Raw genomic sequence first — 14983 nt, forward strand, 5'->3', positions numbered from 1 at the left:
CGTGCATCGCATCCTGCGGCGGCGACGAGAAGCGGCTAGGCCGCTTCCCAGTCCCAATCCTCGAACTGCTGACGCAGGCCCAGCTTGTTGAACTTGCCGGTGGAGGTGCGGGGCACCTCGTCGATGAAGGTCACGGCCTCGGGCAGCATCCACTTCTCCATGCGGCCGCGCAGGAAGTTCATGACTTCGTCGGCGGTCAGGTCGGCCCCGGACTTCTTCACCACGCAGGCCAGCGGGCGCTCGCCCCACTTGGGATGCGGGCGCGCGATGACGGCGGCTTCGGCCACCTTGTCGTGCGCCATGATCTCGTTTTCCAGCTGCACCGAGGAAATCCACTCGCCGCCGGACTTGATCACGTCCTTGGTGCGGTCGGTGATCCGGATGTAGCCGTGCCTGTCGATGGCGGCGATGTCGCCGGTGCGCAGCCAACCGTCGTCGGTGAACTTGTCCTCGCTCTTGTCGAGGTCGAAGTACTTGGCGGTGATCCACGGGCCGCTGCACTGGATTTCGCCGACATCCTCGCCGTTCCAGGGCAGGATGTTGCCGTCGTCGTCCTGGATGCGCACATCCACGAACGGGGCGGCGAAGCCGGCGGTGGCCCGCTGCTTGTAGCGGGCGTCCTCGTCGGCGTCGTCGAAGGCCGGCTTGAGGCGGGCCATGGAGGCCAGCGGGGAGGTCTCGGTCATGCCCCAGGCCTGGATGATCGACAGGTCGAACTTGTCGAAGCGGCGGATCATGGACTCCGGCACCGCCGAGCCGCCGACCAGCATGCGCATCTTCGGCAGCTTCCAGCGCTGGGGTTCGGCTTCCAGCGCCTCGATGATGGCCATCCAGATGGTGGGCACGCCCCCGGCCAGGTTGACCTTTTCCTCCTCGAACAGCTCCAGCAGGCTTGGCGCGTCCATGTGCGGGCCGGGGAAGACCTGCTTCAGGCCGCACAGGGTGGCCGAGTAGGGCAGGCCCCAGGCGTTGGCGTGGAACATCGGTACCACCGGCAGCACGCAGTCCCGGGCCGACAGCGCCATGCCGTCGGGCAGGGCGGAGACCAGGCTGTGCAGGCAGGTGGAGCGATGCGAGTAGAGCACGCCCTTGGGGTTGCCGGTGGTGCCCGAGGTGTAGCACATGCCGCAGCCGTCGTTTTCGTCCTTGTCCGGATAGACGAAGTCGTCCGCGGGCTCGCTGATGAAGTCCTCGTAGGACTCCATGCCTTCCGGGATCGCCTGATCGGTCAGCGACACCACGAAGATGCGCTCGAAGTTGACCTTGTCGGCGAACTTCTCGAGCAGCGGCAGCAGCACGTCGTCCACGATCAGGAAGCGGTCGGAGGCGTGGTTGGCGATCCAGGCGATGTCATCCGGCGCCAGCCGCAGGTTCAGCGTGTGCAGCACGCCGCCGGCGCCGGGAATGCCGAAGTAGGCTTCCAGATGCGCGTAGTGGTTCCACATCAGCGTGGCCACTCGTTCTTCGCGCTTCAGGCCGGCGTTCACCAGCGCCTGAGACAGCTGCCGGGCGCGCTTGTAGAAGTCCCGGTAGGTGTAGCGATGACGCGACTTGTCCGGCATGTTGGACACGATTTCGGTGTCCGGATACTGGCGCGCGGCGCGCTCCAGGATGTCGTCCAGCAACAGTGGGCGAGTCATCATGGTCGATTGCATTGTGTCTCCTCCGGAGTGTTTTCTGCGGTTATCGCCGGAAGGTTCACACGCCAACGGCCGCGGCGTCCACTACTCGGACCGGCAGGGTCTTGTGGAAACGCGCGGGGCCGCTAGTCTTCCCTTACTGCCCGCGGGCGGGAGCGAGGGTGTTCGTTATTCGGTTTGTCAGCCGGCCCGGTTTTCCTGCCGCTGATAGCACCAGATGGTGGCCGGCGGGAAGTTGCGGGCGATGAAACGTGCCACCTCGGCCTGATAGCCCCATTGCCGCAGGCGGCGCTTGGGGACGGGCGAGCCCGGCATGTAGGTGATCTGCAGGAAGCGGCCGCCCGGGCCCATGGCCGCGAACGCGCTGTCGAGAATGCGCCGCTGCAGCGCGGCCGGCATGGTCAGGATCGGCAGGGTGGAAATCACCGTGTGCACCGGCGTGGCGCCGTGGGCGGACAGGATGGCGTCCAGCGAGCCGGCGTCGCCGTTGACGGCGGTCACCTGGGGGAAGCGTTCCTGCAGCAGGCGGTGCAGCTCGGCGTTGTTCTCCACCACCAGCAGCCGCTCGGGCGGGATGCCGTGGTCGATCAGGGCCCGGGTGACCGGCCCGGTGCCGCCGCCGAGTTCCACCATCCAGCCGGGGGCCTCGGGGTCGACGGGTTCCACCATCGCGGCGCACACGTCCTGGCCGCTCGGCGCGGCGGTGGCGATTCGCAGCGGGGTTTTCAGCCAGAGTTTCACCAGCAGGCGGCTGTCGGCATTCCACATGAGGGTGTTGTTCGTGGTGGGTGTTGCGACGTTTGTATGGCCTGCGGGTGACAGAACCGTGACGCCCCAACGACCGGTATACTCGCGACCATGAGCAAGAAGTTGAACAAAACGGTTGCGAGCATGGCCCTGGCGCTACTGCTAGGGGCCTGCGTCATGGGCCCGGATTCGGAGAAGGATGAACCTCGGCAGACGCCGATCAAGCCGGTGGATGCCTTCGAGGAAGTGGATCAGCCGCTGCGCGGCGGCGACGGTTTCAGCGATCAACCGGATGCGCTGTCGCAGGATATCGAGCGGCTGCAGGATGCCAAGCGCAAGTACCGGGCGGAACGCGACTTCGAGGCCGCGGAGCGCCGCCGTCGCCAGGCCCTGTGCCGGGAAAGCGGCGAGGGCAGGGAGACGCCGATCGAGGACGGTAGCGCGGAGCCGGCCGTGTACTGTCAGCCGGATCCCGAGTCGCCCCGAGCGTCCGAATAAGGGCGTTCTCTCTCCGCCGGGGAGAGAGTCAGTGTGAGGGGACTTCGGCCGCCGGCCCTCTCCCGAGAGCGGGAGAGGGAATCATGACTACCGCTGATCGATGGGCGTGTAGCTGCGCTTGGGACTGCCGGTGTAGATCTGCCGCGGCCGGGCGATGCGCATCGCCGGGTCGTTCTGCATTTCGCACCAGTGGGCTGCCCAGCCGACCGTCCGGGCGATGGCGAACATGGACGTGAACATGTTGATGGGAATACCCAGCGCCTGGTAGATGATGCCGGAGTAGAAGTCGACGTTCGGGTAGAGCTTGCGCTCCTTGAAGTAGTCGTCTTCCAGCGCGATGCGTTCCAGTTCCATCGCCAGCTCGAACAGCGGATGGTTCTCGATGCCCAGGTGCTGCAGCACCTCGTGGCAGTAGCCGCGGATGATGGTGGCGCGGGGGTCGAAGTTCTTGTACACGCGGTGGCCGAAGCCCATCAGGCGGAACGGGTCGTCCTTGTCCTTGGCCTTCTCCAGGTATCTCGGCACCTGGGAGATGTCGCCGATCTCACCCAGCATGTTCAGCACCGCCTCGTTGGCGCCGCCGTGGGCCGGCCCCCACAGGGCCGCGATGCCGGAGGCAATGGCCGCGTAGGGATTGGTGCCGGTGGAGCCGGCCATGCGTACTGTCGAGGTGGAGGCGTTCTGCTCATGGTCGGCATGCAGGATGAACAGCACGTCCAGCGCCTTGGCCGCGATCGGGTCGACCTCGTAGGTCTCGGCCGGCACCGCGAACAGCATGTGCAGGAAGTTCGAGGTGTAGTCGAGGTCGTTGCGCGGGTACATCTTGGGCTGGCCCACGGAATGCTTGTAGGCCGCCGCGGCGATGGTCGGCATCTTGGCGATCATGCGCCGGGCGAAGATTTCCCGGTGGCCGTCATCGCGGATGTCGGTGGTGTCGTGGTAGAACGCCGACAGCGAGCCCACGATGCCGGTCATCATGGCCATCGGATGGGCGTCGTAGTGGAAGCCGTCGAAGAACTTGCTAAGCGACTCGTTGAGCATCGTGTGCTGCGTGATCGCGCCCACGAACTCGTCCAGCTGTGGTGTGGTGGGCAGTTCGCCGTAGAGCACCAGATAGGCCACCTCGAGGAAGCTCGAGTTTTCCGCCAGCTGGTCCACCGGATAGCCCCGATACAGCAGGATGCCCTCGGCGCCATCGATATAGGTGATGTCCGACTGCGTGCTGCAAGTGGCGGTGAATGCTGGATCGTAGGTGAACACGCCGTGCTCGGCGTTGATCCGGCTGACATCCACCGCAGGCGTGCCGACAGTGCCCTCCACCACGGGCAGTTCGGACGTGACGCCCGATTCCGGATTGGTCAGCGTAAAGGCCTTTTTCGACATACCTTGAAGTCTCCCGATTGAACGCTTGGCGATGGCCTAGTCCGTGCCCGGTGTTGCCACGGCGGGCTGCGGATAGTGCTTGGGATAACCGGTCCGCGCCACCCCGGTCTCCACCGCAGCGGCTGCAACGGCGGCCGGGATGAAGTCGATCAGGCGCGGATCGAACGGGCTGGGAATGATGTATTCCGGCCCGAAAGCCATCGAGGTCTGGTCATGTGCCTCCAGTACGCTGGTGGGCACTGGCTCGCGAGCCAGTGCCTGTAGCGCATTGGCGGCGGCGATGTGCATCGTGGTGTTGATGCGACGGGCACGCACGTCGAGCGCACCCCGGAAAATATACGGGAATCCGAGCACGTTGTTGATCTGGTTCGGGTAGTCGCTGCGGCCGGTGGCCATGATCAGATCATCGCGCGCGGCCATGGCCAGCTCCGGGGAAATCTCCGGATTGGGGTTGGACAGCGCGAACACCACCGGCCGCGGCGGCATCGCCCGGATCATGTCCTGGGTGACGGTGTCCGGGCCGGACAGGCCGATGAACACGTCGGCATTGCGCATCGCGTCGTCGACCGTGCGCAGATTCGTCCTGGTGGCGAATTCGGCCTTCTGAGGCGTCAAGTCGTCGCGGTCGCTGTGGATCACGCCCTTGCGATCGAGCATGAACACGTTGTCCAGCTTCGCCCCCATTTCCAGCAGCAGTTTCATCGAGGCCACGCCGGCCGCGCCCGCGCCCATGCAGACGATGACGGCGTCTTCCAGGCGCTTGCCCTGCAGGTCCAGTGCGTTCTTAAGGCCGGCCGCCACGATGATCGCGGTGCCGTGCTGGTCATCGTGGAACACCGGGATGTCCAGGCGCTCGATCAACCGGGTCTCAATCTCGAAGCAGTGGGGCGCGGCGATGTCTTCCAGGTTGATGCCGCCGAAGGTGGGTGCGATGCGCGCCACAGTATCGACGAAATCATCCGGATTGTCGGCGTCCACCTCGATGTCGAACACGTTGACGTCGGCGAACTTCTTGAACAGCACCGCCTTGCCTTCCATCACCGGCTTGCTGGCCAGGGCCCCGGTGTTGCCCAGACCCAGCACCGCGGTACCGTTGGTGATCACCGCGATCAGGTTGCCCCTGGAGGTGTAGCGGAAGGCATCCTCGGGATTGGCCGCGATCGCCTTGACCGGCTCCGCCACCCCGGGGCTGTAGGCCAGCGACAGCTCCTCGTAGGTGGTGAACGGTTTGGTGACCGAGATTGCCAGCTTCCCCGGCTGGGGGAACTCGTGGTAATCCAGCGCTTCCTGTTTGCGTGAATACTCGGCCATGAACCTGTTTGCGGTCGGAGGGACGGCGTGTCCCGAGGTGACAAACGAAAACGCGGCGCGCTGCGCCGCAACATCGAATTATAACGAGCGTGGTGGCCCGCGACCACTCACTCGGGTGGTGGGGGCAATCCGCCCGGTCAATCGTCCTCGCGCTGCACGCGCACGACGGCCGCTTCGTCCGGGTGGAACAGGGCGATGCTGACCCGCATCGGCTGGCAGCAGACCTGGCAATCCTCGATGTAACAGGCATCGCCCATCGAGGCATCCACCAGCAGAGTCTGGGCCTCGCCGCAGTAGGGGCAGTCGATGCGGGTTTCGTCGAGCATCGATACGGCGTCAGGCCGCGCTGGGCAGCAGGTCGGTCAGCAGGGTGTCGAGATGCCGGCCGCCCAGGGCGGTGCAGCGCACACCACCGGCGTGTGATTCCACCAGGCCGCGATCCATCGCCGGAGCCAGTTCGCGCAGAAGCCGGGCCCAGTCGCCACCGGTGCGGGTCTCGAAGCAGTGGCGATCGAAACCATCGGTCAGGCGCAACCCGTTCATCAGGAATTCGAACCGGGCGTCGTCCGGCGCCACCCGGTGCTCGGCCGCCGGAGTGACCGGATCGCGCCGATAGAGATTGGGCAGCGGCTGCTTGGCGCGGCGGAGAATATGCCCCTCGCGGTCGGTGAGCTTGCCGTGCGCCCCGGCGCCGATACCGAGATAGTCGCCGAACAGCCAGTAGTTGCGGTTGTGGCGACTCTCGAAGCCGGGGCGGGCCCAGGCCGAAATCTCGTAGGCGCGCAGGCCGGCCGTGGTCAGCGCCCGGGCGCCGCGGCGGTGCATGGTCCAGGCTGCTTCGCTGTCGGGCAGGGTCGGGGGGCGGGCGTGAAACGCCGTACCGGGCTCCAGCGTCAGCTGGTAGCGGGAGACATGCGGCGGGGCCGTGGACAGCAGCGCCTGCAGGTCGGCGTCGGCGTCGGTCGTCGACTGCGTCGGCAGGGCGTACATCAGGTCGAGATTGAAGTTGTCGAACCCGGCAGCGCGAGCGGATGCCACGGCGTCGCGGGCAGCGGCGGCGTCATGGATGCGGCCGAGCCGCTGCAACGCCTGGTCGTTCAGGCTCTGAACGCCGATCGACAACCGGTTCACCCCGGCCTGGCGGAAACCCGCAAAGCGCGCCTGCTCCGCCGCGCCGGGATTGGCCTCCAGCGTGATCTCGCAGTCCGTGGCCAGCGGCAGTCGGGCCCGCACCGAGTCGAGAATCCGCTGGATCGCCTCGGCGGAGAACAGGCTGGGCGTGCCGCCGCCGAAGAAGATGGAGACCAGCGGGCGTCCACCGGCCAGGGGCAGGTCGTGGTCGAGGTCCCGGATCAGGGCGTCGACGTAATCGGTTTCCGGCAGCTGCGCCGGGGCGCGGTGGGAGTTGAAGTCGCAGTAGGGGCACTTGCGTACGCACCATGGCAGGTGCACGTAAAGGGCAAGCGGGATGCGATCTCGGTCGGCGGGCATGGTGGCGGTGCCGCTCAGGCGGATCCCAGCAGTGTCAGCAGGGCGCGCATGGCCTGGCCCCGGTGGCTGACGTGATTCTTGTGCTCGGGCGCCAGTTCGGCGGCGCTGGCGCTTTCGGCGGGAACCCAGAACAGCGGGTCGTAGCCGAAGCCGCCCTCGCCTCGGGGGATGTCGAGAATGCGCCCGGCCCAGCGGCCCTGGGCGATGGCCGGGTCCGGATCCTCGGCATGCCGGACCAATACCACCGTGCAGTGGAAATGCGCCTCGCGCTGGTTCGGGTCGAGGCCGGACAGCGCCGACAGCAGCTTGGCGTTATTGGCCTCGTCGTTGCCGTGTTCGCCGGCGTAGCGGGCCGAATGCACCCCCGGGGCGCCGTCCAGCGCATCCACGCACAGCCCGGAATCGTCCGCCAGCGCCGGCAGGCCGGTGGCGCCGGCCACGTGCCGAGCCTTGATCAGGGCGTTTTCCACAAAAGTGGGGGCGGTTTCCGGGGCGTCGGGTACGTCGAAAGCCGATTGCGGCAACACCTCGATGCCCCTGCCGTCGAGCATCGCCTGCAGTTCGGCCAGCTTGCCGGCGTTGCTGGAGGCGAGGACGAGTTTTTTCGCGTCGGTCATCGCCGGACTCCGTTGCAATCGACAGCGTCAACATGAAACACGAAACCTAAAACCCGAAACAGCTAAGCGCGGTCTCGCGCGCTTAGTCCGCCAGCGCCTGCTGTTGCAGCGCCGTCAACTCCCCGATGCCCTTCTCCGCGAGCCCGAGCATCGCATCGAGTTCCTCGCGCCGGAAGGCATGGCCCTCGGCCGTACCCTGGATTTCCACGAAGGCACCGGCCTCGTTCATGATCACGTTCATGTCGGTTTCGGCCCGGGAGTCCTCGGCGTAGTCGAGGTCGAGCACCGGCTGGCCGTCGAACACCCCCACCGATACGGCGGCGATCTGCCCATGGATGGGATTGCTCTTGAGCTTGCCCTGCTTGCGTAGCCGGCTGACCGCATCCACCAGCGCCACGTAGCTGCCGGTGATCGCCGCAGTGCGGGTGCCGCCGTCGGCCTGGATGACGTCGCAGTCCAGGGTGACGGTGCGCTGGCCCAGTGCCTTCATGTCCAGCACGGCCCGCAGGCTGCGTCCGATCAGCCGCTGGATTTCCACCGTGCGGCCGCCCTGTTTGCCGCGGGCGGCCTCGCGCCCGCCGCGGGTGTTGGTGGCGCGCGGGAGCATGCCGTACTCGGCCGTCACCCAGCCCTGATCGCTGTTGCGCAGCCAGGGCGGCACGCGGTCCTCGATGCTGGCGGTGCAGATCACCCGGGTGTCGCCGAAGCTCACCAGCACCGACCCTTCGGCGTGCATGGTGAAGTGGCGCTGGAATTCGATGGCACGCAGCTCGTCGGCTGCGCGGCCGCTGGGTCGGAAGCTCACAAGCCCGTTCCGCCGTTGAATGGGCGCGGAGTATAGCAACGGGCGGGACTCGGGACTCGGGACTCGGCGTTGGGCGGCACTTTGGGCAGGCGCGATGAATCGCGTCCTACCGCCCGGTTGTAGGGCGCCATTTTATGGCGCCAGCCCGATTCAGACGCGGCAGCGCCAAGTAAGGCGTCCAGCCTGGTCCAGTATCCCGTGTGCCTGAAGCCAGGCCAGGGCATCCTCGGCATCCTGCTCGAGCCAGGCCGCGGTCGAGCCCAGCCGGAAGCTGTAGCCCCAGCGGTCCATGTCCCGGCAGAGTCTGGCGTGGCCCACGTCGGGCAGGTGATCGGCCAGCAGCAGTTGCAGGTAGCACACGCCGTTTTCCTCGTCGTAGTCGCCGCCGGCGTCGGTGTCCAGGCCGGTGCGGCGGCGGTCGTCCATGCAGACGAAATGCCCGCCTTCGTGGAGCGCGGAATGCACCGGGGTGTCGGCGCGCAGGTACAGTCGGTTAGCCACCAGGCCGGACTCCTCGTCACCCCAGAAGCTGCCGGGGATGGCCTCGGCCGGGGCAACCGTATGCACCGTCAGGCCGTAGTGGTGCCAGAGTGTGACGAGGGCGTCCTGGTCAACATCCCGCCAGCGCAGCACATCGGTTTCTGACATCATCGGGTCCGCGGCTGTCATGCGATTCTTTCATCCTCTGCGGCAAGGGTTTTTCATGTTTCAACGGTTTGTTCCGGGTGCCGTTTCGTTGTGTCTGATTGCCGGCCTCGCCGGCTGTGCCGGTTGGCCCTTTGGCGGCGGCGCGGCGGCCGATAACAGCCAGGCCGAGCGCATCATCCGGACCTACGATCTGGACGGCATGCTGGCCCAGGTGGGGCCCATTATCCGTGATTCGCTCGACTCGAATCTGCCGGCGACGGTACCCGCCGACAAGCGTCGGCAGCTGGATGCGGTCATCGACCAGATCTACGCGCCGGAGCGGCTGGCGCAGGACATGGCGCAGCGGTTGCAGCAGCGTGCGGTCGAGCGGGACCAGACCGGCAAGCTCGCAGTGGCGGCCGAGACGGTGGGTGATCCCCTGGTCGGCCGCATGGTGGCCAACGAACAGGCGGCGGAAACCGAGGCGTTCGCCACCGGGTTCCAGGCGTTTCTCCAGCAGCCCCGCGATCCGGCCGAGGAGCCGCGCCTGGCGCGCATGCGCGAGTTGATCTCGGAGATGCAGCTGGTGGACCTGCAGATCGAATTCAACGCCGGCATGCTGCGCGGGATGGTGGCGGCCCGCAACGAAGTGGTGCCGGCTGACTATGAAGTGTCGGTCGAAAACCGTGCCCGCATGCTGGATCAGACCCGGGAGTCGCTGCGCGAGCGGTTGCCGTCGCAGCTGCCGACCATGCTGCTCTATGCCCACCGGGAGGTCAGCGATGCGGACGTCTACGCCTACCTGGCGTTGCACGACCAGCCGGGCATGCGCTGGGTCAACCGGGCCCTGCCGGTAGTGCTGGCGGACACGCTGACGGCGGCGGCCGAGCGCCTTGCCGGCGCCTATCCGCCGCCGTCCGCGGACGCGCCCCGGGACTGACGGAATCGTTGCATTTGCGTGTCGCGTCGCCTAGCATTGGGTGCGAAATTATGCCCAAGCTGAATTTGTCACACCCGGCTCCATGACCGCCGCCATCCTCGCCGCCAAACAGGGCCTGCTGGATCTCCAGCAATGGGGCCGACAAGCAATTTCCTGGCGCGTTCTCGTGCCGGTGGGGCTGTTGTTGCTGAGCTGGCGGTTCCCCGAGGTGGGCACCATCATCATCGACACGATCAGCGAGGCCTACCTGCAGGTCAGCGTGTTCGTGGCCGGCACTCTCATCATCATCTACGGGCTGGAGCGGCTGTTCCGGGTGGACAGTGCCGACCTGCTGGCCCGCCATCCCCGGGCGCAGGTGCCGGTCGCCGCATTCCTGGGCGCGTTGCCCGGCTGCGGCGGGGCGATTGTCGTGGTCACCCAGTACGTCAACGGCCAGGTCGGCTTCGGGGCGCTGGTCGCCGTGCTTACCGCCACCATGGGCGACGCGGCCTTCCTGTTGCTGGCGCAGGAGCCTCTGACCGGCATGGCGGTATTCGCCCTGGGCATGGGGGTGGGCACGATCAGCGGCTACATTCTCGAGGCCATTCACGGTCGGGATTTCATGCGTCGCCGCTCGGATGAGGGCGAGGCCGAGGTTGATGCCGCCGAGCGACTGCCCGCACGGTCACGCGATGTTCGCGGGCTGCGCGCAGTCTGGATGATGCTGATGGTGCCCGGCGTGGTGATGGCGGTTCCGATTGCCATCCAGCTGGAGCCGAATACCTGGTTCGGCCCCCTGGCCGAGTTCCGGCCGGTCACCATGCTGGGCTTTGTTGGTGGCATGGCCTGTCTGCTGATGTGGTCGATGTACCTGTCGTCCGATCCCGGCCACACTTACGCGGCGGCCAATCCCAATGACCGGCGTGAAGACCGGCCGAGTCTGGTATCGCGGGTGGTCAACGACACCAACTTCGTCACCGTCTGGGTGATTGCCGCCTTCCTGATGTTCGAGCTGGGCGTGCATTTCACCGGGGCCGACCTGGGTGCGTGGTTTGCGGTGTGGGCACCGCTGACGCCACTGCTGGCGGTACTGGTGGGTTTCCTGCCCGGCTGCGGACCGCAGATCATCGTGACCACGCTCTATCTGACCGGCGCCATCCCCATGGCGGCGTTGCTGGGCAACGCCATCAGCAACGACGGCGATGCCCTGTTCCCGGCCCTGGCCCTGGCGCCGCGGGCGGCGCTGGTGGCCACGCTCTACACCGGGGTGCCGGCGTTGATTGTCGGCTACGGGGCCTACTTTCTGCTGGGTTGATGGTCTGGAAGCGTCTTCGTGTAGGGCGCCATTCATGGCACCGCTTCGATCGCCCGCGAGTGCCGGGATCAACCGATTGGATGAATCCGGTCCTACTGCTTGCCGGATCGGCAGTCGGCCGGAGGAAAACGCGGCGCAAGCCGCTCGCAGATGGCCACTGCGGAGGTTGTGCCGGATTGACCCGATAACCGGATAACTCCCTCGGCCACCCGCTGGCGTGACGGGTCCACGCTGGGCGGTTGTCCGGACGTCTGGAACCCGGGCCGGTAGCCGCCGCTGGCCGCGCCGAACTGGGGCATGACGAAGGCCGGGCGCAGGCGTGGGGCGGCGTCGGTCCTGAATCCGTTGGCACCTTGTTCCAGCGCGAGCGTGGCAGCGCGCAACTGCCACAGGTCCACGAGTCGTTCGTTGGCGGTCCAGGCATTGCCGCGAACATGGATATGCCAGCGGCCGTCGCCGAGGTCGGTGGTCCGGTAGCCCGCGTCGTCCGGCCCGGCGGCGGGCCGGTAACCGGTCGGTGCCGAGGTGCAGGCGCTGCCGAGCAGGCAGGCGCCCGCTGTGATCAGCGGCGCCAGCCGCAAGGCCGCTGCCTCAGCGCAGCTGCCGACGCAGGATCTTGCCGACCGGCGACTTGGGCACCTCGTCGATGAAGTCGACGTACTTCGGCTGCTTGTAGCCGGTGAGGTTTTCCTTGCAGAAGTCCCGCACACTCTGTTCGGTCAGGCCGGGATCCTTCTTGACGACGAACAGCTTCACCGCCTCGCCGGACTTGTCGTCGGGCACGCCGATGGCGGCACCCTCGAGCACGCCGGGATGTCCGGCCACCACGTCCTCGATCTCGTTGGGAAACACGTTGAATCCGGAGACCAGGATCATGTCCTTCTTGCGATCGACGATGTAGAAGTAGCCCTTCTCGTCCATACGGGCGATGTCGCCGGTGCGGAAGTAACCGTCGGGCGAGAACGCTTCCTCGTTGGCCTCGGGTTTGTTCCAGTAGCCCTGCATCACCTGCGGGCCCTTGATGCACAGCTCACCGGATTCGCCCATGGGTACGTCGTTGTTGTCATCGTCGCGGATAGCAACGTCGGTGCCGGGAATCGGCAGGCCGATGGCGTGGTTGAACTCTTCCAGATCCAGCCGGTTACAGGTCGCCACCGGGGAGGTTTCGGACAGCCCGTAACCCTCCACAATGGGCACGCCGGTGACCTGTTTCCAGCGTTGGGCCACCGGCTTCTGCACGGCCATGCCGCCGCCCATGGTGAACTTGAGGGTGGAGAAGTCGAGTGCTTCGAATCCGGGCGTGTTCAGCAGACCGTTGAACAGCGTGTTCACGCCGGTGATGGCGGTGAACGGGTGCTTGCCCAGCTCCTTGACGAAGCCGGGCATGTCGCGCGGATTGGTAATCAGCACGTTCTTGCCGCCCAGGGTGAAGAAGATCAGCGTGTTCACCGTCAGCGCGAACACGTGATACATCGGCAGGGCGGTGATGATGACCTCTTCGGTATCGGTGTTGACGTAGTGCTGGAACCACGCGTGGCACTGCTGCAGATTGGCCACCAGATTGCCGTGCGACAACATCGCTCCCTTGGCCGGTCCGGTGGTGCCGCCGGTGTACTGCAGGAACACCAGGTCGTCGTGGCCGAGTTCGGGCGGGTTGAAGTCCGCCCGCGCCCCGCTGGTCAGCACCTGACCGAAATCCACCGCCTCCGGCAGATCCCACTTGGGCACCAGCTTCTTGACATGCTTGACCACCAGGTTGGTCAGCAGGCGCTTGGGAAAGCCGAGCATGTCTCCCAGCTGGGTGGTGATCACGGTCTTGACCGGTACCGTGTCCTTCACCTTCTCCAGGGTCGCGGCGAAATTCTCCATCACCACGATCGCTTCGGCGCCGGAGTCGGCGAGCTGATGTTCCAACTCGCGGGCCGTATACAGCGGGTTGACGTTGACCACCACCAGACCCGCCCGGATGGCCCCGAACAGCGCCACCACGTACTGCAGGCAGTTGGGCATCATGATGGCGATACGATCGCCCTTGCCCATGCCCAGTTCGGTTTGCAGGTAAGCCGCGAAGTCGCGCGACAGTCGCTGCACGTCGCCGTAGCTGAGCGCGGTGTCCATGTTGGTGAAGGCGGTACGGTCGGCGAATCGGTCGCAGCTGTCCTCCAGCGCGGCGGCCAGGGAAGGATAGCGTTCGGTATCGACGTCGAAACCGATGCCTGCCGGATAATGGTCGAGCCAGACGCGGTTCATGCGGATTCCTCGGCTTGTTGATGAGGGGTAACGGGTGCCGGCGACGGAACGGTCTCCGCGCCGCCGGCAGCCAGTTGCCGGATGGTCATGCCGCCCAGGGCGCTGGCCCGGGCGTCCTGCAGTTGTCTCAGGGTTTCGGCCACGCGCTGTTGCACGCGGTCCTCCCGCGGCGCGACGATCAGGATTTCCTTGCTGGCGCGAACGGCGTCCAGCACCGTCTCCACGGTCAGGTTGTCGATGTCGCGGCGCGGGAGCACGCCGCCGTCGTTGGAGCCGGTCTCGGCCAGCAGACCCGCGCGGGTAAGGCGGTCGACGATGTCATAGACATGGGCGGGCACCGCGTGCAGGTAATGAGCCAGTTCGTCCTGCTGCCAGGGCGGCCGGGCGCCGATGTAGCGATGGCCGATCTGGGCCATGATCTGCAGTGCCAGCGACTCCTCCCGGGCCGCGCCCAGCCGGGGTGGGTAGTCGCCCCGATTCAGCTGTTCCGGATGCTGCAGCAGGAAGGCCACGCGGCAGCCCAGCAGCATGATCAGCCACGACACGTACAGCCAGATCAGCAGGAAGATCAGCAGTGCGAAGCTGGAATAGATAGCGTTGACGTTGCTCGCGCCGCTGGCAAAGCCGGCAAACGCCAGACTCGCGGTCTGCCACAGCACGCCGGAGAACATGCCGCCGGCAGCGGCCGGCAGCAGCCGAACCCGAGTGTTGGGCATGAACAGGAACAGGAAGGTGAAGCCCGCGCTGTACAGGAAGAACGGTAGCAGCTTGCCGATCAGCAGCAGCGTGGTGCCGAAGGGCTCGATCGCCGCGATCTGCTGGACCAGCGCGTTGCTGGTCACTGAGGCGGTCATGCTGGTGGCGCTGAGGATGACCAGCGGGCCGACGATCAGCACGCTCAGGTATTCGGAGAAACGCCGGCCCAGACTGCGGGGCTGGCGCACCTGCCAGATGTAGTTGCAGCCGCCTTCGACCTTCTGGATCAGCGAGATCACGCCGTAGAGCAGCAGGCCCAGGCCAACCACGCCCAGCACCCCTACCTTGATGTTCTCGACGAAGCCGATAATGGTCTCGGCGATCTCGGTCGCCCCATCGCCGATGGGCGCCAGAAAGCGCAACAGCACCGGTTGCAGGGCGTTGTGGATGCCAAAGGCCTTGAGCAGAGAGAAGCTCAGCGCCAGCAGCGGCACCAGCGACAGCAGGGTGGTATAGACCAGGCCCATCGCCCGCATGGTGATCTGGCCGTCGAATATGTCGCGGATCAGCACATGCACCAGGCGTGCGGCGATCACTGCCCAGCGGCGCGGGGCTGCCAGGTCTCGGGGGGGCGTGCCCCACACCCAGTTCTCGCCCTGCTGTATCAGATTGCGGATCATGCGC

At 66.3% G+C, this 14983-nt stretch carries 15 protein-coding genes; 3 read left to right on the forward strand and 12 right to left on the reverse strand.

Features of this window, described 5'->3' with window-relative positions; genetic code table 11:
* Nucleotides 1-35: 35 nt before the first annotated feature.
* Nucleotides 36-1655 (reverse strand): long-chain fatty acid--CoA ligase, encoded by a 1620-nt coding sequence (locus RM532_RS02180; protein ID WP_311651482.1) that lies wholly within the window; start codon nucleotides 1653-1655, stop codon nucleotides 36-38.
* A gap of 165 nt (nucleotides 1656-1820) precedes the next feature.
* Nucleotides 1821-2408: a class I SAM-dependent methyltransferase gene (locus RM532_RS02185; RefSeq protein WP_311651483.1), complete on the reverse strand. Its 588-nt coding sequence runs from the start codon at nucleotides 2406-2408 to the stop codon at nucleotides 1821-1823.
* 90 nt (nucleotides 2409-2498) lie between these two features.
* Here RM532_RS02185 and RM532_RS02190 point away from each other — a divergent pair, with 90 nt between their 5' ends.
* Nucleotides 2499-2885 carry a hypothetical protein gene (locus RM532_RS02190; protein WP_311651485.1) on the forward strand — a complete coding sequence of 129 codons (387 nt, stop codon included), beginning with the start codon at nucleotides 2499-2501 and terminating at the stop codon, nucleotides 2883-2885.
* 87 nt (nucleotides 2886-2972) lie between these two features.
* Here the strand turns inward: RM532_RS02190 and RM532_RS02195 are convergent, their stop codons facing one another.
* From RM532_RS02195 to RM532_RS02225, 7 genes are all read right to left on the reverse strand, one after another.
* Entirely contained in the window at nucleotides 2973-4268 is a 1296-nt protein-coding gene (locus RM532_RS02195; protein ID WP_311651487.1) for a citrate synthase, read from the reverse strand.
* A gap of 36 nt (nucleotides 4269-4304) precedes the next feature.
* Complete coding sequence (locus RM532_RS02200) at nucleotides 4305-5579, reverse strand: malic enzyme-like NAD(P)-binding protein (RefSeq protein WP_311651489.1); 1275 nt, start codon at nucleotides 5577-5579, stop codon at nucleotides 4305-4307.
* 137 nt (nucleotides 5580-5716) lie between these two features.
* Complete coding sequence (locus RM532_RS02205) at nucleotides 5717-5905, reverse strand: CPXCG motif-containing cysteine-rich protein (RefSeq protein WP_311651490.1); 189 nt, start codon at nucleotides 5903-5905, stop codon at nucleotides 5717-5719.
* A 10-nt stretch (nucleotides 5906-5915) separates the two neighbouring features.
* Entirely contained in the window at nucleotides 5916-7070 is a 1155-nt protein-coding gene (hemW, locus tag RM532_RS02210) for a radical SAM family heme chaperone HemW (protein ID WP_311651491.1), read from the reverse strand.
* A gap of 14 nt (nucleotides 7071-7084) precedes the next feature.
* Nucleotides 7085-7687 (reverse strand): RdgB/HAM1 family non-canonical purine NTP pyrophosphatase, encoded by a 603-nt coding sequence (gene rdgB, locus RM532_RS02215; protein WP_311651493.1) that lies wholly within the window; start codon nucleotides 7685-7687, stop codon nucleotides 7085-7087.
* Between the two features lie 82 nt (nucleotides 7688-7769).
* On the reverse strand, nucleotides 7770-8492 hold the full coding sequence (rph, locus tag RM532_RS02220; RefSeq protein WP_311651494.1) for a ribonuclease PH: 723 nt from the start codon (nucleotides 8490-8492) through the stop codon (nucleotides 7770-7772).
* A gap of 150 nt (nucleotides 8493-8642) precedes the next feature.
* Nucleotides 8643-9161, reverse strand: coding sequence for a hypothetical protein (locus tag RM532_RS02225; protein WP_311651495.1), 519 nt, complete (start codon nucleotides 9159-9161; stop codon nucleotides 8643-8645).
* 34 nt (nucleotides 9162-9195) lie between these two features.
* On the opposite strand from RM532_RS02225, the gene RM532_RS02230 reads away from it, so the two are divergent.
* Both RM532_RS02230 and RM532_RS02235 read left to right on the forward strand, forming a co-directional pair.
* On the forward strand, nucleotides 9196-10059 hold the full coding sequence (locus tag RM532_RS02230) for a hypothetical protein (RefSeq protein WP_311651496.1): 864 nt from the start codon (nucleotides 9196-9198) through the stop codon (nucleotides 10057-10059).
* Between the two features lie 82 nt (nucleotides 10060-10141).
* Entirely contained in the window at nucleotides 10142-11353 is a 1212-nt protein-coding gene (locus RM532_RS02235; protein ID WP_311651497.1) for a putative manganese transporter, read from the forward strand.
* A 92-nt stretch (nucleotides 11354-11445) separates the two neighbouring features.
* Here the strand turns inward: RM532_RS02235 and RM532_RS02240 are convergent, their stop codons facing one another.
* Genes RM532_RS02240 through RM532_RS02250 form a run of 3 tightly spaced genes read right to left on the reverse strand, consistent with a single transcriptional unit; the run spans nucleotide 11446 to nucleotide 14979 of the window.
* Nucleotides 11446-11934, reverse strand: coding sequence for a CC0125/CC1285 family lipoprotein (locus RM532_RS02240; protein WP_311651498.1), 489 nt, complete (start codon nucleotides 11932-11934; stop codon nucleotides 11446-11448).
* 10 nt (nucleotides 11935-11944) lie between these two features.
* A complete protein-coding gene (locus tag RM532_RS02245; RefSeq protein ID WP_311651499.1) occupies nucleotides 11945-13603 on the reverse strand; it encodes an AMP-binding protein in 1659 nt (552 codons plus the stop codon).
* Nucleotides 13600-14979: a YihY/virulence factor BrkB family protein gene (locus RM532_RS02250; protein ID WP_311651500.1), complete on the reverse strand. Its 1380-nt coding sequence runs from the start codon at nucleotides 14977-14979 to the stop codon at nucleotides 13600-13602. Before RM532_RS02250 ends, RM532_RS02245 begins: the two co-directional genes overlap by 4 nt.
* Between the last annotated feature and the right edge of the window lie 4 nt (nucleotides 14980-14983).

Source organism: Spectribacter hydrogenoxidans (assembly GCF_031846275.1).
Lineage (GTDB): Bacteria > Pseudomonadota > Gammaproteobacteria > Nevskiales > Salinisphaeraceae > Spectribacter > Spectribacter hydrogenoxidans.